We start from the raw sequence: 18,901 nt of genomic DNA on the forward strand, positions 1-18,901 counted from the left end.
CCTCTTTGACATTAAAAAAGCAAACACGCCACGGAAATGGCGTGGCGAAAAAACAGCCGTTCGAACATATCACTGCCGCTGGGTTAAATCTGCGAGATGGTTCACGAGGGGGAGAAAGGAAAATGTGAAATTGTAGGCCGGATAAGCAAAGCGCCATCCGGCAATGTGCCTGACGTCTGCCGGATGGCGCTTTGCTTATCCGGCCTACGTGTTAACCTTGAATTTCCAGCCAGTCATCCAGCGTATATAGCGTAGCGCCTTCGACCGCCATCTCCATAAACGCATTGGCGCTGTCCTGCGGCTGAATATTGACGCCGCGGCAGCCGTCGGTGATAACGTTGACCGTATAGCCAAGCTGTAATGCATCCAGCACGGTGAACTTCACGCAGTAATCGGTTGCCAGCCCTAACACCACAAGTTCGTCGATACCGCGCTCACGTAGCCATGCGTCGAGACCGGTTTTCTGGCGATGGCCGTTGTCGAAAAAGGCGCTGTAGCTGTCGATATTGACGCTTTCACCTTTGTGGAACACGGCATCGATCTCCTGAGTCGTCAACAGTGGATGCAGCGCCGCGCCGTCGCTGTGCTGCACGCAGTGATCCGGCCAGAAGGTCTGAGGAAGGCCATCGAGCGTGCCCTGGCTGTAGACGGCGACCGCGTGCTGGCTGGCAAAACTGCCGTGGTTGGCGGGGTGCCAGTCCTGGCTTGCGACGACCACATCACCGCGAATCTTCGCGGCGCGGATGAGCAGGTTTGCCACGTCGACGGTGCTGTCACCGTCGGCGACGGCAAGTGCCCCACCGGCGCAGAAATCATTCTGTAAATCGACCAATAACAGTGCGCGTTGCGTCATCTCGCTCTCCTTATTCGTCTGGGGTCAGTTCACCGCGCAGGTTCTGCTGCATGGCGCTGCGGATAGCGTCGGCATCCAGCCCCTGGCTTAACAGGTAGTGCAGTTTGGTCAGCGTGGCTTCAACCGTCATGTCTGAACCGCTAATCACCCCCGCCTGCGCCAGCGCGTTACCGGTAGCGTAGCCGCCCATGTTCACTTTACCAGACATGCACTGGGTAAGGTTCACTACCACGATACCGCGCTTGCTTGCTTCCGCCAGTTCATTGACGAAAACGCCGTTTTGCGGGGCATTGCCTACGCCGTAAGAGCGCAGAATCAGCGCTTTGACCGGCTGAAGCAGGAAGTTACGCACCACATCGGCGGAGATGCCGGGATAAATCGTCACCACGCCAATCGGCTGCGGCGTGATCGGATGCACAATCAGTTCGCCTTCACCGTGTGGCGCAGGCGGGGTGCCTAATTTGCGGATATGAATCCCGGCTTCCAGCAGCGGCTGCAGGTTTGGTGAAGCAAAAGCATCAAAGCCATCGGCATGCGCTTTGGTGGTTCGGTTACCGCGATAGAGGCGATTATTGAAGAACAGGGTCACTTCATTAATCGGATAGTTCGCGGCGACGTACAGCGAGTTCAGCAGGTTGATCTGTCCGTCGGAACGCAGCTCAGCCAGCGGGATCTGTGAGCCGGTGACGATAACCGGTTTGCCCAGGTTCTCCAGCATGAATGAGAGCGCCGAGGCGGTGAACGCCATGGTGTCGGTGCCGTGCAGAATCACAAAGCCGTCATACTCGTCGTAGTGCGCTTTGATGTCGTCGGCGATGTGCTGCCAGTCTTCCGGCGTCATGTCGGAAGAGTCCATCAGCGGATCGTATTCGTGGATCGTGAAGTCCGGCATTTCGGGGCGATGGAACTCGGGCATCAGCGCCAGCTGGCGCTGGAGATGACCGGAAACCGGAATGTAGCCGTGGTCGGAGCGCTGCATCCCGATGGTCCCGCCAGTGTAGGCGACGTAAATGGATTTTTTTTGCATGGGGTCGTCTATTGATTAATCGAAAGAAAATCCCCTCCATGCGGAGGGGATTGCGATTAGCGAATATTGGCGCAGGTCAGGCAAAATGCATAGCGATTTTGCGGATCGTTAAACACCGCCAGCTTGTCGCTCTCGGCCTTTACCGTATTGGCGGCGGCGGCGAGCGGGGCAGGCAGATAGGCCTGCATGGCCTCAGGCAGCGAGGCGCGCACCGAACCGGATACGCTATCCATCACCATATCAAAGAACGTCGGTTCGCTCTGATAGTAGTCAACATGCCAGGATTTCACTTTCGCCAGTTCAGCGGCTTTCGCTACTGCATCGTCGAAATCACCGAGGCTATCAACCAACCCGTTAGCCTTCGCATCTTCACCGGTCCACACGTGGCCCTGCGCAATCTTGTCGATTGCTTCAGGCGTACTCTTACGTGCCTGTGCCACGAGAGTGATAAAGCGCTTGTAGCCGTTTTCGATGCTGAGCTGCATCATCTGCTGCACTTCCGGCGGTAGGGCTTTGGTCACTGCCATATCGGCCAGCGGTGAGGTTGCCACGCCGTCGGTGTGTACGCCGATGGAGTCCAGCGTGTTTTCAACGGTATTGATCACCCCGAAGATGCCAATCGAGCCGGTCAGCGTGCTCGGGCTGGCGACAATGTAATCCGCTGGCGTAGAGATCCAGTAGCCACCGGAAGCGGCCATACCGCCCATCGAAACGACTACCGGTTTGCCAGCCGCTTTGGCCGCAGCCAGCTCTTCGCGGATCACCTCAGAGGCGCTAACGCTGCCGCCAGGACTGTTCACACGCAGTACGATGGCTTTCACTTTCGGATCCAGACGCGCATCGCGAATCTGCGATGCGGTGGTGTCACCGCCGACGTTACCCGGGGTTTCTTCACCGTCCATGATCGCGCCGTTCGCGAAGATAACGGCGATGCTTGAGCCGGTATCTGCCGGGGTTTTCACCGCGTAGTCATACATGCTGATGGCGCGGTAGTTGTTATCGGTCTTGCTCCAGCCAAACGCTTTGGTCATCGCTTTTTCGATATCCGCGCTTGAGCCCAGCGCATCAACCAGCTTGTTGTCGAGCGCGTATTTTGCCGTGTCGCCGTCCACTTTACGCAGCCCGTCGAGCAGCCCCTGCGCGCCAGGGAAGACCTGCTGTGCGGTAATCTGACGGTTAGCGGCAATGGTATTCAGGTAGTTCTGCCACAGCTCGCCAATCCAGCGGCTGTCCGCTTCACGCGCGGCAGGGGACATATCGTCACGGATAAACGGCTCAACGGCCGATTTATAGGTGCCAACGCGGAACACGTGGGTTGAGACTTTCAGCTTATCAAGCAGCGACTTGTAGTACAGGCCGTTGGTGGCGAAACCGTGCAGGTCAACCACGCCCTGCGGCGACAGCCAGATTTTGTTGGCGAAGCTCGCCAGATAATACTGCCCCTGGCTGTAGCTATCGCCGACGGCGTAGACCGGTTTGCCGGTGTCGCGGAATTCGCGCAACGCCTTACCGATATACTGCATCGACGGCTGATCGCCACCGGCGAAGTTTTTCAGATCCAGCACGATGCCGGTGATATTGCGGTCATCTTTGGCCTGGCGAATGGTCTGCACGATATCAAACAGCGAGTTTTCCTGCAGGCGATCGCCGCTGGCCCCGAAAATCTGGCGGCCAATCACGCTAAGCTTGCTGCTGGCGGAAGGCTTATCCACCACCACGCCGCTGATGTCCAGCAGCAGCGCACCGCGGCTGCTACGCTCGCTGGTGGTACTGCTACTGACCTGTAACCAGATGCCGACGCCAACCAGCACCAGCAGAATAAAGAACAGGTTCAGTACCAACTCGCGTACGAAGTTGAGCAGCCGCCACGTCCATTTAAAGAATCCGGCAATAAAGCGCCATAGGGTTCGCATGTATTCTCCCTGCAAGAAATAAAAGGTTTACCGAAACGGCAAAACGTGTGGCTATCCTAAATAGACCGCCGCCGCTTGTCAGCAGGAATCGCCTTCGGCGCTGTAACAAAATCCTCGCGCATGTTAATTTTATGAAAAATAACATGAGAGGGTTACTCAATGGACGCACTTGAACTACTCGTTAATCGCCGCAGCGCTTCCCGTCTGGCAGAACCCGCACCGGCGGGCGAAGCGCTGGAAAACATCCTCCGCGCCGGGATGCGTGCCCCGGATCACGGCACCTTGCAGCCGTGGCAGTTTGTGGTGATTGAAGGCGAGGGCCGCGAACGTTTCAGTCAACTGCTTGAGCAGGGCGCGATTGCTGCGCAAAGCGATGAGAAGGCTATCGAAAAAGCGCGCAATGCGCCGTTTCGTGCGCCGATGATTATCACCGTGATTGCCAAATGCCAGGATCACCCAAAAGTGCCGAAGTGGGAGCAGGAAATGTCGGCAGGCTGCGCGGTGATGGCGATGCAGATGGCCGCCGTTGCTCAGGGCTTTAACGGTATCTGGCGCAGCGGTGCGCTGACCGAGAGTCCGGTGGTGCGCGATGGGCTGCAATGTGGCGAGCAGGATAAAATTGTCGGCTTCCTCTATCTCGGCACGCCGCAGCTCAAAGCGTCGACGACCATTACCTTCCCGGATACGGCACCGTTCGTGCGTTATCTTTAGAAAAACCGTTACGATTGTCTGGAATATAGGCAACTGCCCGCGAATTCAGACAGTCGTACTTATCACGGCTCTGTTCTGGCGTTAACATACAGCCCCTATGCAAATGCCAGAGCAATGACAGGAGTTGTCCATGAGCGAGCAGGCCATTCGTTTAACGCAGTACAGCCACGGAGCGGGTTGCGGTTGTAAAATTTCACCGAAGGTGCTGGAAACTATCCTGCACAGCGAGCAGACGAAGTTTATCGACCCGAACCTGCTTGTCGGTAACGAAACTCGCGACGATGCCGCCGTTTACGACCTGGGTAATGGTACCTCGGTCATCAGCACCACCGATTTCTTTATGCCGATTGTCGACAACCCGTTCGACTTTGGCCGCATTGCGGCGACCAACGCCATCAGCGATATCTTCGCGATGGGCGGTAAGCCGATTATGGCCATTGCCATCCTCGGCTGGCCAATTAATACCCTGGCACCGGAAATTGCTCGTGAAGTGACCGAAGGCGGGCGCTTTGCCTGCAAACAGGCCGGTATTGCGCTGGCGGGTGGTCACTCCATCGACGCGCCGGAACCGATTTTCGGCCTGGCAGTCACCGGTATCGTCCCGACCGAACGGGTGAAGAAAAACAGTACCGCGCAGGCGGGCTGCAAGCTGTTTCTGACCAAACCGTTGGGGATTGGCGTGCTGACCACCGCTGAGAAAAAATCGCTGCTGAAACCAGAACATCAGGGGCTGGCGACGGAAGTGATGTGCCAGATGAACCTGGTGGGCTCGGCGTTTGCCAATATCGAAGGCGTCAAAGCGATGACCGATGTGACCGGTTTTGGTCTGCTCGGCCACCTGAGCGAAATGTGTCAGGGCGCAGGCGTACAGGCACAGATTGACTTCGACGCGGTGCCGAAACTGCCGGGCGTAGCCGAATATATTGAGCTCGGCGCCGTGCCGGGCGGGACCGAGCGTAACTTTGCCAGCTATGGTCACCTGATGGGCACCATGACGGCCTCACAGCGCGCGCTGCTCTGCGACCCGCAAACCTCCGGCGGCTTGCTGCTGGCGGTCACGCCGGATGCCGAAGAGGCGGTGCATGCGGCGGCTGCGGAATTTGGTATCAACCTGACCGCCATCGGCGAACTGGTGACCGCACGCGGTGGCCGTCCGATGATCGAGCTGCGCTGAACCGATGCGGTTGTTCATAGCGGAAAAACCGAGCCTGGCTCGCGCCATTGCTGACGTGCTGCCGAAGCCCCATCGCAAGGGCGACGGCTTTATCGAATGCGGCAACGGTCAGGTCGTGACCTGGTGTATTGGCCACCTTCTGGAGCAGGCGCAGCCTGATGTCTATGACAGCCGCTATGCGCGCTGGAATCTGCAGGACCTGCCGATTGTGCCGGAAAAGTGGCAGCTACAGCCCCGGCCGTCGGTCACCAAACAGCTCAACGTTATTAAGCGCTTTCTGCATGAAGCCAGTGAAGTCATCCACGCAGGTGACCCTGATAGAGAAGGGCAACTGCTGGTGGATGAAGTGCTGGACTATTTGCAGCTGTCGGCAGAAAAACGCCATCAGGTGCAGCGCTGTTTAATCAACGACCTGAACCCGCAGGCGGTGGAACGGGCGATTTCCCGCCTGCGCGCCAACAGCGAGTTTATCCCGCTGTGCGTGTCGGCGCTGGCCCGCGCTCGTGCCGACTGGTTGTACGGTATCAATATGACTCGCGCCTACACCATTCTTGGGCGCAATGCGGGCTATCAGGGCGTGCTCTCGGTTGGGCGCGTGCAGACCCCAGTGCTGGGGCTGGTGGTGCGCCGCGATGAAGAGATCGAGCATTTCGTTTCGAAAGACTTCTTCGAAGTGAAAGCGCATATCGTGACGCCAAAAGACGAACGCTTTACCGCCACCTGGCAGCCGAGCGAAGCCTGCGAGCCGCATCAGGATGAAGAGGGGCGTTTGCTGAACCGCGCGCTGGCCGAGCACGTGGTGAAGCGTATAGGCGGGCAGCCCGCACTGGTTACCGCTTACAACGATAAGCGCGACTCCGAACCCGCACCGCTACCGTTTTCGCTGTCGGCCTTGCAGATTGAAGCGGCCAAACGCTTTGGCCTCAGCGCCCAGAACGTGCTGGATATCTGTCAGAAGCTGTACGAAACCCATAAGCTCATCACCTATCCACGTTCCGATAGCCGCTATCTACCGGAAGAACATTTCGCCGGCCGACACGCAGTGATCAACGCTATCGGCGTACACGCCCCAGATTTGCTGCCGCAGCCGGTGGTGAACACTGATACCCGCAACCGTTGCTGGGACGATAAAAAGGTCGACGCTCACCACGCCATTATTCCTACGGCGCGCGCCAGCAAGGTTAACCTCACCGACAACGAAGCGAAGGTTTATAACCTCGTCGCACGTCAGTATCTGATGCAGTTCTGCGCGGATGCGGTGTATCGCAAGTGTCAGATCGATCTCGATATTGCCAACGGTAAGTTTGTGGCGAAGGCGCGTTTCCTGGCAGAAGCCGGCTGGCGCACGCTGCTGGGGGCGAAAGAGCGCGACGAAGAGAATGACGGTACACCGCTGCCAGTGGTGGCGAAAGCAGATGAACTGTTGTGTGAAAACGGCGAAGTGGTAGAGCGACAAACGCAGCCTCCACGCCATTTTACCGATGCCACGCTGCTGTCGGCAATGACCGGGATTGCCCGTTTTGTGCAGGATAAGGACCTGAAAAAAATCCTGCGCGCCACCGACGGGTTAGGTACTGAAGCGACTCGCGCCGGGATTATTGAACTGCTATTTAAGCGCGGTTTTCTGACCAAGAAAGGGCGCTACATTCACTCGACCGATGCGGGAAAAGCGTTGTTCCATTCGCTGCCAGAGATGGCCACGCGCCCGGATATGACGGCGCACTGGGAGTCCACGTTGACGCAAATCAGCGAAAAGCAGTGCCGCTATCAGGACTTTATGCAGCCGCTAGTGGGCACGTTGTTCCAGCTTATCGAGCAGGCGCGCAGTACGCCGGTGAGACAGTTCCGTGGATTAGCGGCGCCAGGCGGCGCGAAGAAGTCGTTCAGTAAGGGCAAAGGGAAGAGTAAGAAACCGACGGCAAGCCCGGAACAAGACGCGTAATCGCCCCGACTGCCTGATGATGTTATGTAGCCCGGCCGAGCGAAGCGACGCCGGGGAAAACCCGGAGTTGGCGCTAAAGCGTCTCGTCCGGGCTACCGACAAGATTAAATCACGCCCTGAGCCAGCATCGCGTCGGCCACTTTCACGAAGCCTGCAATGTTCGCACCGCGAACGTAGTTGGTCTGTGCAGATTCACCACCGTGCTCAACGCAGGCGTGGTGGATATCCAGCATGATGTGGTGCAGACGCGCATCCACTTTCTCCGCTTTCCAGCTCATACGGGCCGCGTTCTGCGCCATCTCCAGGCCAGAGGTTGCTACGCCGCCAGCGTTCGCTGCTTTACCCGGCGCGAACAGCACGCCTGCTTCGAGGAACAGATCGGTCGCTTCGATGGTGGTTGGCATGTTGGCACCTTCCGCGACAGCCTTCACGCCGTTGGCAATCAGCACGCGTGCCGCGTCAACGTCCAGCTCGTTCTGGGTAGCGCACGGCAGCGCGATATCGACTGGCACGCTCCACGGCTGCTGACCTTCCAGATAGACCAGACCAAATTCGCGCGCATAATCGGCTACGCGACCGTCACGGCTGGCTTTGATTTCGCACAGACGCGCCAGCTTCTCTTTAGTGAAGCCAGCTTCGTCAACTACGGTACCGCTGGAATCGGAGGCGGTCACCACGCGGGCGCCAAACTCCATCGCTTTTTCGATAGCGTACTGCGCCACGTTGCCGGAACCGGAAACTGCGACACGCATCCCTTCAAAGCCCAGGCCGTGACGCTTAAGCATCGCTTCAGTGAAGTACACCAGACCGTAGCCGGTAGCTTCCGGGCGAATCAGGCTGCCGCCAAACGACAGGCCTTTGCCGGTAAACACGCAGGCGGTGTCGTTGGAGAGTTTTTTCATCATCCCGGCCATAAAGCCGACTTCACGCCCGCCCACACCGATATCGCCCGCTGGAACATCGGTGTCTGAGCCCAGATGACGATAGAGTTCGGTCATCAGCGACTGGCAGAAGCGCATGACTTCGCCTTCGCTTTTACCTTTCGGATCGAAGTCAGAACCGCCTTTACCGCCGCCCATAGGCAGGGTGGTCAGGGCGTTTTTGAAGGTCTGTTCGAAACCAAGGAACTTGAGAATAGAGAGGTTTACCGATGGGTGGAAGCGCATTCCCCCTTTGTACGGCCCAATCGCCGAACTGAACTGCACGCGCCATGCGCGGTTAACCTGTACCTGATTGCGGTCGTCTACCCACACGACGCGGAATTGAATAACACGCTCAGGCTCAACTAATCGCTCCAGCAGAGAGAGCTGGCGATAGCGCGGGTTCTGTTCCAGAAACGGCCAGAGCGTTGTCATGACTTCACGGACAGCCTGAGCAAACTCGGTCTGGTGTGGGTCGCGTTGTTGAACATGAGCCAGGAAGGAATCCAGGGAGCAAACCTTATCCATAAGTATAAGTACCTCTTATGATTGTAGATGTATGTAGTTGTTATGGTTGTGTTTAATAAAGTGTCATTTTTTCGACTATATCATTACCCAGCTAACGTATGACAAGTAAATTCCAGGACCAAAATAAAATTAATATTCGGGAGGGGGTCATAACTAAAAACGATGATGTAAAAAACTTAAGTAAGGCCCGAATTTGGTCGATAGTATTAAGAGACGATTTTTCAGGAGATTAAGGGATGAAAACGTTCTGGATAGCGGGCGCTCTGGCGCTGTTTTGTCATGCGGCGCAGGCGCGGCCGCAGCTTGAGGTGAACGTCCCGCCAGAGGTGTTCAGCAACAGCAACAGCAACACCACCCAGCGGGCGCAGCCGTGCACCCAGTGCTGTATTTATGAGAACCAGAACTACTCGGAAGGGGCGGTGATTAAGGCCGAGGGCGTACTGTTACAGTGTCAGCGCGATGAACGGACCATCAGCACGAACCCGCTGGTCTGGCGTCGGGTAAAGCCATAAACGCCTCAAGCAGCGGCACGTCGGCGGGGGCTAGCGCATAGCTAAAGGCCTCCTCTGGCGTGCACCACACCAGCGCACTGTGTTCGCGGGCGATGATTTCACCGTCAAAGCGGGGCACGTGCCAGGCGTGAAGATGAATGATCCGCCCGGAGACTTCACGCTGATGGCTGGCAACGTAACGGCCAGGCCAGGCGCGGATCGCCAGCTCTTCCTGTAGTTCGCGCACCAGCGCTTCCGGCTGGCTTTCGCCGGCCTCAACTTTTCCACCTGCGAACTCCCAAAGCCCGGCCTGATCGGCATGCGGCGGGCGCTGGGCCAGCAGAATTTTGCCGTTTTGTTCGATAATGGCGGCAACAACATCAATGGTTTTCAGCATAGCGGTCAAAGACTTGATAAAAGGAATGCCATATTATCGCTGCTTTGTTGTTAGCTAAAGCCTTGCAGGAGTCTCCGGGTGAAAAATAAACAACCCTGGGTGCAACCGCTCAGTCAGTTACCCCTCAGTCTGAAACCTATTGTTGCCATGCAGCAGAAACATTACGGCAGCGTATTGAATCCCACCCGCTGGTGGGGGCGAATGCCCTGGCTCTTCTGGTTAGTGGCATTGTTCGTTGGCTATCTGGAACGTAAAAAAGCGCGTCTGGACCCCACGCTGCGGGCGCTGTTGATGACCCGCGTTTCTCAGCAGTGCGACTGCGCATTTTGCATTGATGCCAACAGCCTGCGTCTGGCACAGCGTAGCGGGGCGATGGATAAAGTGCTGGCGCTGGGAGATTGGCAAACGTCGACGCTGTTTTCTCCTGCTGAACGCGCGGCGCTGGGCTACGCTGATGCGATGACCGCGACGCCGCCGCTGATTTCTGCGGCACAGAAAGAATCGTTACACTGTCACTTTAATGATGAACAAATCACCGAGATGACCGCGCTGGTGGCATTTCAGAATTTGTCGGCGCGCTTTAATGCCGCACTGGAGATCCCTTCACAGGGGCTGTGCCGCACGACGGGAGAGCACGATGCTGGATAAACATCTTCACCCGCGCCTGAAGCCACTGTTAAATCGCGCGGCGCAGGCGCTGGATAAACCCGGTGTTTCCGCCGACGGCATTACGCTGCTGGGCTTTGCGATTGGCGTTCTGGCGCTGCCGTTTCTGGCGCTGGGCTGGTACGGCGCGGCGCTGGTGGCCATTGTGGCAAATCGGTTGCTGGACGGGCTTGACGGCGCGCTGGCCCGGCGGCGTGGGCTGACGGATGCCGGCGGTTTTCTGGATATCGCCCTTGATTTTCTGTTCTACGCGCTGGTGCCGTTCGGTTTTATGCTGGCAGATCCGACGGCGAATGCCCTGGCGGGGGGCTGGTTGTTGTTTGCGTTTATGGGCACCGGCAGCAGCTTTCTGGCATTTGCGGCGCTGGCGGCGAAGCATCAGATTGATAACCCTGGCTATGCGCACAAATCGTTTTACTACCTTGGCGGTTTAACCGAAGGCACCGAGACGATTTTGCTGTTTGTGCTGGGTTGCTTGTTTCCGGCGTGGTTCGCGTGGATGGCGTGGATCTTTGGCGCGCTGTGTTGGCTGACGACGTTTAATCGGGTGTGGGGAGGCTACATGACGCTGAAGAATCTCCAGCGTCATGAAGAGACGGATTAGCGAGAGCTATCCGGGCCGCGGTCACCGGTGGAAACCGGGTTTTTAGGGTTGCTGCTCCACTCGTACCAGCCGCCGTCGTAGACGCTGACGTTCTGCCAGCCCATCGCACGAGCGTACATAAAGGTCTCAGACGCGCGCCAGCCGGTGCCGCAGTAGAAGGAGACCTGCTGGGTTGGCAGGATATTCCAGGATTTCCACATCGCTGCGATATCGTCTGCGCTGCGCATGGTGCCGTCCGGGTTATGGAAATCTTCCATATGGGTGGAGTCGCTACCCGCATGGCCCCAACGAGCGCCAGCAATCTCACCTTTTGGCTTTATGTAGCTGTAACCGCTGGTGGTACCGATAAATTCCGGCCACGAGCGAATGCTGACCAGCGACGCATCCTGACGATGCAGCAGGCCGCGAGCCTGTTCCATATCCAGCATCAGCTGCGGTTGGGCCGGGATAGTGATGCCGAAGTCTGGCGCCGGAGTCACGTCTTTCGGCAGACCGCGTTCCACCGGCAGACCTGCGTCGGACCAGGTTTTCCAGCCGCCGTCCAGCAGGCGCACATCTTTCACGCCCGCATACAGCATAATTTGTGCGACGCGCGCTGCCGCATAGACATCGCGACCGTAAAGAATAACGGTGGTGTCATGGCGGATGCCGTGTTTCGCCAGCATCGCTTTGAGCTTATCGTCAGAAACCTTATTCCACAGCGGCTCGCTTTCCACCTCGTTGGTGTCGATATAGCCTGCGTTCGGAATATGGCTGACCAGGTAAAGTTTCGGTGCGCCCCAGGCGGCTTCAATCACTTTAACGTCGCCCGCCGGTTTTGCCGGAACATTTTTCCCCTGCTGTAAATCATGCAGCCACTGCGGATAAACCAGTTGCTCGAAGTGCGGCAGCTTTTGCAGACGGTCTGGCTGCTCGAGCGCATCGCTCAGGGTGGATATATTGTTAAAGCCCGCGTGTTTCAAGCGGTTGGCGACCGCCTCGTTGTCTTTACTGTCGCCGTAAAGTGCGATGTCGGTGGTTTTACTCAGCTGATGCTGCTGCGCCCACGCGCTAAGCTGCTCGTCGTTCATCGCGGAGAGCCAGCTGGCGGAGAGGTTTAACGCGCCCGGTTCGTGGCCCTGCGTGCCGTTGGCATGCTGAGGCCAGCCGTTGTAAAACGCGCTCATGCGTGTATCAATGGCGGTGCCATTTTGCTGCAGCAGGTGGGTCAAGGTTAAGGTTTTTGCCGTTTCGGCAGCAAAGACAGAGGAAGCGAGGCCAAGCGCAACGGCCAGCGCGGTCAGTTGAGAAACACGTTTCATCAAATCATCCGACGAGGAAAAAAGGAGCATCATTCTGAACCTCTAAAGGGGGAAATACCTTGCGTTAACGCAGTATTTCCCGCGTCAATGCCAGTTTGCTAACTGCAAACAGACGGCGGCGGCGGGGACATCATCCGGGTCATGAGTAACCTGCACCACGGGAATGTGCAACTGGCGAAGTTCGTCGAACACCCATTGGCGAAAACTGCCGCGTAGCGGACCGTCGAGGCGGCTAAATGGTTCATCCAGCAGCAGCGCGTCGGGCTCTGCCAGCAGCGCGCGCAGCAGCGCCACGCGGGCGCGCTGGCCGCCGGAAAGGGTGGCCGGGTCACGACGATAAAAACCGTCCAACCCCGCCTGCGCCAGCGCTAGCTCAACGCGAGGCTGGCGGGCATGGCGGGGAACGGTCGCTGGCAACGCTAGCTGCAGGTTCTGCCCGACGCTCATATTGTCGAACAGCAGCGCGTCCTGGAACAGCACGCCGATGCGCCGTTTCTCAGTAGGTAGCGGATCGCAGCGGCGGCCGTTAAGCCACAGCTCGCCTTGTGCGCGAAAGGCGCTATCGAGCGCGCCGACCATCCACGAAAACAGCGTCGACTTTCCGCAGCCTGACGGCCCCATCAGCGTGACAATTTCTCCTGCCGCGACGGTGAAGTTAACCTCACGCAACAGCGGCTGACCGCCGAGCGTGAGCGTCAGATTGTTGACCTGCAACATTAGCGTAATCCCCGGCGTAAATGGCCGATACGGCGCGCCAGCAGCGCGGTAAGCAAAAAGAAGCCCATCGGCAGCAACAGCTGCCATAGCGCCTGGGCGGCAAGCGTCGCGGTTACACCGCCGCTGCTGAGCGCCACGGCTTCGGTGGTCAGCGTGGGTATGCGTCCACCGCCAAGCCATTGGGTGGGCAGATACTGGGCGATACTCACGGAAAAGCCGACCGCCAGCGCCGACAGCAGCGGGCGAACGATCAGCGGGCACTTTAACCGTAGGAAAATCGCCCCGCGCTGCCAGCCAAGCGTTTTTGCGAGCAGTATCTGGCGTGGGTCAATTTTTTGCCACGCCGGGCGAAGCACAAACAGCATCCACGGTACCACCCACAGCAAATGCCCCCACAGCACGGTGGCGAACTGCCCGTCGAGCCAGCCATAAAGCGCCAGTTGATATTGTCCTGCGGCCAGCGGCAGTGCGGGTAACAGAAGTGGCAGATTGAGCCAACCCTGTACCCGGCGTGGTCCCCATTCCAGCCACAGCAGGCAGACTACCGCGCCGATCGGCGCGGACAGCAGTGCCAGCCACAGGCTATTGTTGAAGGTATCGGCGTCGGGCAGAGCGGCATGCGCCTGTGAGATTAGAAATAGTGTGCAGAATAGCCCGCTGCACGGTAGCAGGATGCCGACCGCGCGCCCAGGGCGTCGCGGGAAGGTGGGGTGTCGTACGTTGCTCAACGTGGGCAGTCGCCGTTGCCAAAGCAACCAGAAGCCTGCGGCGGCACCGGCAAGCAGCGCCAATAACACCAGTAATAGCAGGCAGGCCAGTTCACCTTTGACCTGATCCTCCGGGGCCGCCGAGTTCAGCCACTGCCAGGCCAGCACTGCCAGCGTCGGCGGGTTGCCGGGGCCAATAATTGTCGCCACATCGACTACCGACAGCGTCCAGGCCGCGGTGGCCAGCAGCGCCACCTTGAGCGAAGGTATCAATGCCGGAAGAATAACCCGGGTCAGGCACTGCCCGCGCCCGTAGCCAAGGCTTTTAAACACCACCACCTGTTCTGCCAACCGGCGTTCGCCGAGTAGCGCCCAGCACACCCACAGTAAAAAACCGCTCTCTTTGACCGCCAGCACCAGACCCAGCCCGATACCGTAACGGTCCTGAAATGGGCTGAGCATCGGCAGCAAACGATAGAGCGCGCCACCTTCGGCAAACAGCAGCAGCGCGCAGGTGGCGAAGGCCACGTGCGGCAGCGCCAGCAACCACGGCAGCCGGGAAGAGAGCCGTTGCCAGCCTGCAGAAGGCCAGAGAGTCGCAATGACCAACAGCGCCAACAGCAGCGCGCCGACGACGGCCAGCAGGGTGGAAACAATGGTCGCGGTCAGTGCCTGTATCAGCTGTGGGTCGGTTAGGAGATGTTGCCAGTCGGCGAGCGAAAACGCCGGTCTTAACAGCAGACCGGCGGCAGGAAGCAGGGGCAGATAGATAATCAGCATCATGCCCCAGCAGAGCAGAGTCAGTGCGTACCGTAACGGCGCAGCCATTCCTGCTCCAGCGCATTCACCCAGGCAGCGTGCGGCTCAGCCAGCACCTTTGGCGCGTGTTCCGGGATAAGCGATTGCAGCGTTTTTTGCTGTTCGGAAGTTAGCTTCGCCGGATCCAGTACGCTGGGGTCGCCCCATACTGCCGGATCGGCCTTGCGCAACTGTGCTTCAGGTGAGAGCAGGAAGTTTGCCACCACCAGGGCTCCGGCGCTGGCGGAAGCGTTTGCCGGAATGGTCACGAAGTGCACGTTGCCCAGCATGCCGCGCTGGAAGCCAAAGCTGTAGCTGTCCTTCGGCAGCTCGCCTTTTGCCACCTTCTGCTTTGCATGCATCGGGTTAAAAGTAAGGGAGAGGCGTAGCGAACCATTGCTCAGCATGGCGTCCATTCGTGCTGGTGAAGGGGGGAAGTCTTTACCATTGCGCCACAGCAGCGGATGCAAGGTATCAAGATAGGCCCACAGCGGTGCGGTTACAGCGGCAAAGGTCTTCGCTTCCGGCTGCTGCTTCAGCGCATCCGGCTGGGTGGTGAGGTTTATTAACAGCTGCTCAAGCAGCGCGGTGCCGGTAAAATCCGGCGGGCGCGGGTAGGTGACCGTACCAGGGTGGGCTTTAGCAAATTCGAGCAGCGCCTGTGGCGAGTCCGGCGGCTGCGGCGTTTGCTGCTGGCGAGCAATAAAGGTCAGCTGCGCGCTGCCCCAGGGCGACTCTGCGCCTTCCACCGGTACCGAGAAATCTTCCCGCACCGGTTTGCTCACATCCACATAGCGCCAGTTCGGTAACTGCTCCGCCCAGCCTGTACGCAGCAGGTTGGCCTCTTTCAGCGCACGGAAGTTTTCACCGTTGACCCACAGTAAATCGACCGAGCCATTGGTTTTACGCCCAGCCTGCGCTTCGGTCTGAATACGCTTTACGGTGTCTGCCGCATCGGCAATGTGTACGATGCGTAGGTTAATGGCGTAATCGCGTTTCACCTCACCGCTCACCCAGTCAAGATAGTGGTTCACCGCTTCGTCGCCGCCCCAGGCGTTAAACCAGACGGTTTGCCCTTTGGCTTCGTTTTCCACCTGCTGCCAGCTTTGCGCGTAAGCCGCGAACGGACTCAGGGCCAATAGGCCAAGCCCCAGCAGCCCAGCGCGCAGGCGATGTATATCTGCGTGATAACGCATCAGGAATTCCTCTTTTGTCGTTCGTGATAGAACGTCTTAGCGACAACGATAACGATAGTCAGTGCGAACAAAATAAACAGCCCGGTGACAAACCAGAAGGTGCCGCCGGTGAGCAGGCTGCCGACCCATGAATAGACGATAGTGGCGGGAAGCTGACCAATACCCGTGGCGATAAAAAAGTGACGAAAGCGCAGCGACGTCAGCCCGGCGGCGTAGCTCACCGGGTCGAAGGGGACGAAAGGCAGCAGGCGGCAGACTAAAATGGTGTGCTTGCCGTAGCGTTCAAAGAAGCCGTCGATGCTGTTAAGCACTATTTTTCCGGTCAACTTTTCGACCACCCCGCGCCCCATCAGCCGGGCGATGTAGAAGCATAGCGCGGCCCCGGCCATCGAGCTGGTCCACGAGAGCACTGCGCCCCAGAACGCGCCGAACAGCGAGGCGTTGGCGAAGGTGATAAGAAAAGCAGGCAGCGGGGCGGCAACGGCCTGAAAAATCATTAGCACAAAGGAGACGGCGGCGGCCTGTGAGCCATAGGAGTGGATAAACCGCTCGATGCCCTGTTGGTCGACGGCGAGAAATGCGGTCAGGCTCTGATCGATAAACGCATTCACGCTCGGAATACACCACCAGGCCAGCAGCAGTGCGATAAACGCGGTGAGCAGCAGCAGACGGAAAAACAGTGTGGCGTTGCGTGATGCCATCAGCGTTCCTCCTTAGAAAGATCCACGCGTTTATGTCGGGCATAGCGTTTGGCAGCCTGTACCAGCGCAAACAGCGCCAGCCCGGCGAGGCTCAGTTTGAGAATAAACGCCAGCGTCAGGCCATGTGTCGCCAGTTCGCTCGCCATCAGTGTATAGATAAAAATTCCCGGCAGCGTGGTCAGCGCAGAGACCAGGGTGTAGGGCCAGAAAGGAATGGCGGTCAATCCGTAGGCGTAGTTTTGGATATTGTACGGAAAGAGCGGAATGAGCCGGGTAAGAATCAAAAAGTCGATGCCGCTGCGGGCGATACCGCGCTCAATCGCCTGAAAGGTGGTGGTGTGCCCGACGTATTTAAGCAGAAGCGCCCGTCCGAGCCAGCGGGCAAGCAGGAAGGAGACTGCCGAGGCGACGGTGGCGGCAATCAGCGATAGCAGCGTGCCGAGCCACGGGCCAAAGGCAATACCGCCGACGAGTACCAGCACGCTGCCGGGCAGCAGGCATACCGTGGCGAGGATAAACAGGGCGATATAGATGGCATAGCCAAGAGCGCCGCTTTGGCGTACCAGTGCCTGCAGGTGGCGGAAGTTGGTGACCAGGTCCGCGAGGCCGAAGGTGTGGATCAGGGTAGCGAGCAGGCTGATGACAGCGACAATGAGCAGGAGCTTAGTGGCTGTGTGGTAGTGACTTCTTTTGCATGGGGGTCCTCCTGCCGGGAAGAAAAAGTGCGCGCGACGGTATTATAGATTAGTGGCCACTGCAAGATATTAGCGTTGGTTTATTGATTTTGCTCAGAATTTTTGGTTGGTGAAATGGTTTTCGGGTTGGGTGCGGGGTTCCGTTCACTTTATGTTGGGTAGAACATGGCGCTTCTTCATCTGTGAACGGGTTAAGGGGGGATAACCGCATCCCCCTTAACAATCCCTGCGGCCCCGCAGGGAAATCGGTGCTTCGCACTGCGCTCGCCTACGACTCCAGCCTGCGGCACGGCGAAACTCGACGTCCCTGTCTCGGTTCGCCTCAGTCCGCCATCCATGGCGTCCTGACCTTGCCTTCCGTGCTACGGCTCGCCGATTTCCAGCGGGGACTCATCGGTTTCAGTGACTTTGGTTTTTGCTGTTAGCTAAAAAACCGCACGGTTTTTGGTGGCGTCTAAATCGCCGAAGCGTTCCCTGTAGGCCGGGGTACTAAACTAGCAAATACGAGCTTATTTAAACGTCGCCCACACCGGCGCATGATCCGACGGCTTCTCCATCCCACGGATCTCATAATCAATCCCCGTCTCCACGCAGTGCGCCGCCAGCGGCTGGCTTGCCAGCAGCAAATCAATACGCAGCCCACGGTTATCATCAAACCCTTTGGAGCGGTAATCAAACCACGAGAAACGATCGTTGGTTTCTGGATTGGCATTACGGAACGTATCCACCAGACCCCAGCCCAGCAGACGCTGCATCCACTCGCGCTCTTCCGGCAGGAACGAACACTTACCGGTGCGTAGCCAGCGCTTACGGCTATCTTCACCAATACCGATATCGAGATCGGTCGGGCTGATGTTCATATCGCCCATAATCAGCACCGGGTTCTCTTTACTCAGACGGGTTTCCAGATAGTCCTGCAAATCCTGGTAAAACTTGGTTTTGGCCGGGAATTTGGTTTCATGGTCACGGCTCTCCCCCTGCGGGAAATAGCCGTTCATCACCGTCACGTTGCCGAATGGTGATGGCACTTCGGCGATGATCAGGCGACGCTGCGCCTCGGGATCATCGGTCGGGAAACCACGGTGCACGGCAATCGGTTCGGCTTTGGTCAGCAGCGCGACGCCATAGTGGCCTTTTTGTCCGTGGTAGAACACGTGGTAACCGAGCTTTGCTACCTCTTCCAGAGGGAACATGTCGTCGTGAACCTTGGTCTCCTGCAGGCCAATCACATCAGGCTGATGTTTTTCAACGATGGCTTGCAGTTGATGAGGGCGGGCACGCAGGCCGTTGATATTAAAAGAGACAAATTTCATAGTGGTCGTCACTTTACCTGGTGAATTGTGACGGGATAGTAGCAGAATTTAACGTACCTCGCTGCCTTCGCCCGGCGGTATCGCCAATTTCTTTTATTGCCGCTGCCATGTTGCAGAGCAAAATCTGCACCAGATTGAGGCAATCTGCGCCGTAATAAGGCGTAAATCTACGATAAATTTCGCAGTTGATCACAAATCCAGAATGATATTTTGCGGATGCATAATATTTCTTAATTTCACCCTGCAA

Annotated in this window: 19 protein-coding genes; 7 read left to right on the forward strand and 12 right to left on the reverse strand. The window is 57.9% G+C overall.

Going from position 1 to position 18,901, the window contains the following annotated elements; genetic code table 11:
* Positions 1-211: 211 nt before the first annotated feature.
* Genes pncA through sppA form a run of 3 tightly spaced genes read right to left on the reverse strand, consistent with a single transcriptional unit; the run spans position 212 to position 3,793 of the window.
* On the reverse strand, positions 212-853 hold the full coding sequence (pncA, locus tag V6940_RS14460) for a bifunctional nicotinamidase/pyrazinamidase (RefSeq protein WP_333496332.1): 642 nt from the start codon (positions 851-853) through the stop codon (positions 212-214).
* 10 nt (positions 854-863) lie between these two features.
* On the reverse strand, positions 864-1,880 hold the full coding sequence (ansA, locus tag V6940_RS14465; protein WP_220440599.1) for an asparaginase: 1,017 nt from the start codon (positions 1,878-1,880) through the stop codon (positions 864-866).
* A 56-nt stretch (positions 1,881-1,936) separates the two neighbouring features.
* Positions 1,937-3,793 (reverse strand): signal peptide peptidase SppA, encoded by a 1,857-nt coding sequence (sppA, locus tag V6940_RS14470; RefSeq protein ID WP_333496333.1) that lies wholly within the window; start codon positions 3,791-3,793, stop codon positions 1,937-1,939.
* A 159-nt stretch (positions 3,794-3,952) separates the two neighbouring features.
* Between sppA and V6940_RS14475 the strand changes: the two genes are divergently transcribed.
* The 3 genes from V6940_RS14475 (at position 3,953) to V6940_RS14485 (ending at position 7,620) form a co-directional block, all read left to right on the forward strand.
* A complete protein-coding gene (locus V6940_RS14475; protein WP_333496334.1) occupies positions 3,953-4,504 on the forward strand; it encodes an NAD(P)H nitroreductase in 552 nt (183 codons plus the stop codon).
* A gap of 130 nt (positions 4,505-4,634) precedes the next feature.
* Positions 4,635-5,678 carry a selenide, water dikinase SelD gene (gene selD / locus V6940_RS14480; protein ID WP_220440598.1) on the forward strand — a complete coding sequence of 348 codons (1,044 nt, stop codon included), beginning with the start codon at positions 4,635-4,637 and terminating at the stop codon, positions 5,676-5,678.
* Between the two features lie 4 nt (positions 5,679-5,682).
* The gene (locus V6940_RS14485) at positions 5,683-7,620 is read left to right on the forward strand and encodes a DNA topoisomerase III (RefSeq protein ID WP_333496335.1); all 1,938 of its coding nucleotides are present in this window, start codon (positions 5,683-5,685) and stop codon (positions 7,618-7,620) included.
* A 104-nt stretch (positions 7,621-7,724) separates the two neighbouring features.
* Here the strand turns inward: V6940_RS14485 and gdhA are convergent, their stop codons facing one another.
* On the reverse strand, positions 7,725-9,068 hold the full coding sequence (gdhA, locus tag V6940_RS14490) for an NADP-specific glutamate dehydrogenase (RefSeq protein WP_185665980.1): 1,344 nt from the start codon (positions 9,066-9,068) through the stop codon (positions 7,725-7,727).
* 236 nt (positions 9,069-9,304) lie between these two features.
* On the opposite strand from gdhA, the gene V6940_RS14495 reads away from it, so the two are divergent.
* A complete protein-coding gene (locus tag V6940_RS14495) occupies positions 9,305-9,580 on the forward strand; it encodes a YnjH family protein (RefSeq protein ID WP_220440595.1) in 276 nt (91 codons plus the stop codon).
* Here the strand turns inward: V6940_RS14495 and V6940_RS14500 are convergent.
* Entirely contained in the window at positions 9,540-9,956 is a 417-nt protein-coding gene (locus tag V6940_RS14500) for a pyrimidine (deoxy)nucleoside triphosphate diphosphatase (protein ID WP_333496336.1), read from the reverse strand. The genes V6940_RS14495 and V6940_RS14500 overlap by 41 nt on opposite strands.
* A 78-nt stretch (positions 9,957-10,034) precedes the next feature.
* On the opposite strand from V6940_RS14500, the gene V6940_RS14505 reads away from it, so the two are divergent.
* Together V6940_RS14505 and V6940_RS14510 are read left to right on the forward strand one after the other, a co-directional pair.
* Positions 10,035-10,604 carry a carboxymuconolactone decarboxylase family protein gene (locus V6940_RS14505; protein ID WP_333496337.1) on the forward strand — a complete coding sequence of 190 codons (570 nt, stop codon included), beginning with the start codon at positions 10,035-10,037 and terminating at the stop codon, positions 10,602-10,604.
* Positions 10,594-11,226, forward strand: coding sequence for a CDP-alcohol phosphatidyltransferase family protein (locus tag V6940_RS14510; RefSeq protein WP_333496338.1), 633 nt, complete (start codon positions 10,594-10,596; stop codon positions 11,224-11,226). Before V6940_RS14505 ends, V6940_RS14510 begins: the two co-directional genes overlap by 11 nt.
* On the opposite strand, the gene V6940_RS14515 is transcribed toward V6940_RS14510, so the two are convergent.
* The 6 genes from V6940_RS14515 to V6940_RS14540 form a co-directional block, all read right to left on the reverse strand.
* Entirely contained in the window at positions 11,223-12,527 is a 1,305-nt protein-coding gene (locus V6940_RS14515) for a rhodanese-like domain-containing protein (RefSeq protein ID WP_333496339.1), read from the reverse strand. The two genes, V6940_RS14510 and V6940_RS14515, sit on opposite strands and share 4 nt — an antisense overlap.
* Before the next feature lie 84 nt (positions 12,528-12,611).
* Positions 12,612-13,244 carry an ATP-binding cassette domain-containing protein gene (locus V6940_RS14520; protein WP_333496340.1) on the reverse strand — a complete coding sequence of 211 codons (633 nt, stop codon included), beginning with the start codon at positions 13,242-13,244 and terminating at the stop codon, positions 12,612-12,614.
* A complete protein-coding gene (locus V6940_RS14525) occupies positions 13,244-14,779 on the reverse strand; it encodes a thiamine ABC transporter permease (RefSeq protein ID WP_333496341.1) in 1,536 nt (511 codons plus the stop codon). Before V6940_RS14525 ends, V6940_RS14520 begins: the two co-directional genes overlap by 1 nt.
* Positions 14,752-15,945, reverse strand: coding sequence for an ABC transporter substrate-binding protein (locus tag V6940_RS14530; protein WP_333496342.1), 1,194 nt, complete (start codon positions 15,943-15,945; stop codon positions 14,752-14,754). The genes V6940_RS14525 and V6940_RS14530 overlap by 28 nt, the downstream gene beginning before the upstream one ends.
* The gene (locus tag V6940_RS14535) at positions 15,945-16,646 is read right to left on the reverse strand and encodes a TVP38/TMEM64 family protein (RefSeq protein WP_333496343.1); all 702 of its coding nucleotides are present in this window, start codon (positions 16,644-16,646) and stop codon (positions 15,945-15,947) included. The genes V6940_RS14530 and V6940_RS14535 overlap by 1 nt, the downstream gene beginning before the upstream one ends.
* On the reverse strand, positions 16,646-17,287 hold the full coding sequence (locus V6940_RS14540; RefSeq protein WP_333496496.1) for a TVP38/TMEM64 family protein: 642 nt from the start codon (positions 17,285-17,287) through the stop codon (positions 16,646-16,648). The genes V6940_RS14535 and V6940_RS14540 overlap by 1 nt, the downstream gene beginning before the upstream one ends.
* Between V6940_RS14540 and V6940_RS14545 the strand changes: the two genes are divergently transcribed.
* Positions 17,201-17,389 (forward strand): hypothetical protein, encoded by a 189-nt coding sequence (locus tag V6940_RS14545; protein WP_333496344.1) that lies wholly within the window; start codon positions 17,201-17,203, stop codon positions 17,387-17,389. The two genes, V6940_RS14540 and V6940_RS14545, sit on opposite strands and share 87 nt — an antisense overlap.
* Positions 17,390-17,850: 461 nt before the next feature.
* On the opposite strand, the gene xthA is transcribed toward V6940_RS14545, so the two are convergent.
* Positions 17,851-18,654, reverse strand: a complete 804-nt coding sequence (gene xthA, locus V6940_RS14550) for an exodeoxyribonuclease III (RefSeq protein ID WP_185665988.1) — start codon at positions 18,652-18,654, stop codon at positions 17,851-17,853.
* Positions 18,655-18,901: the final 247 nt, after the last annotated feature.

This window comes from Kluyvera sp. CHPC 1.251, assembly GCF_036759945.1.
Lineage (GTDB): Bacteria > Pseudomonadota > Gammaproteobacteria > Enterobacterales > Enterobacteriaceae > Kluyvera > Kluyvera sichuanensis.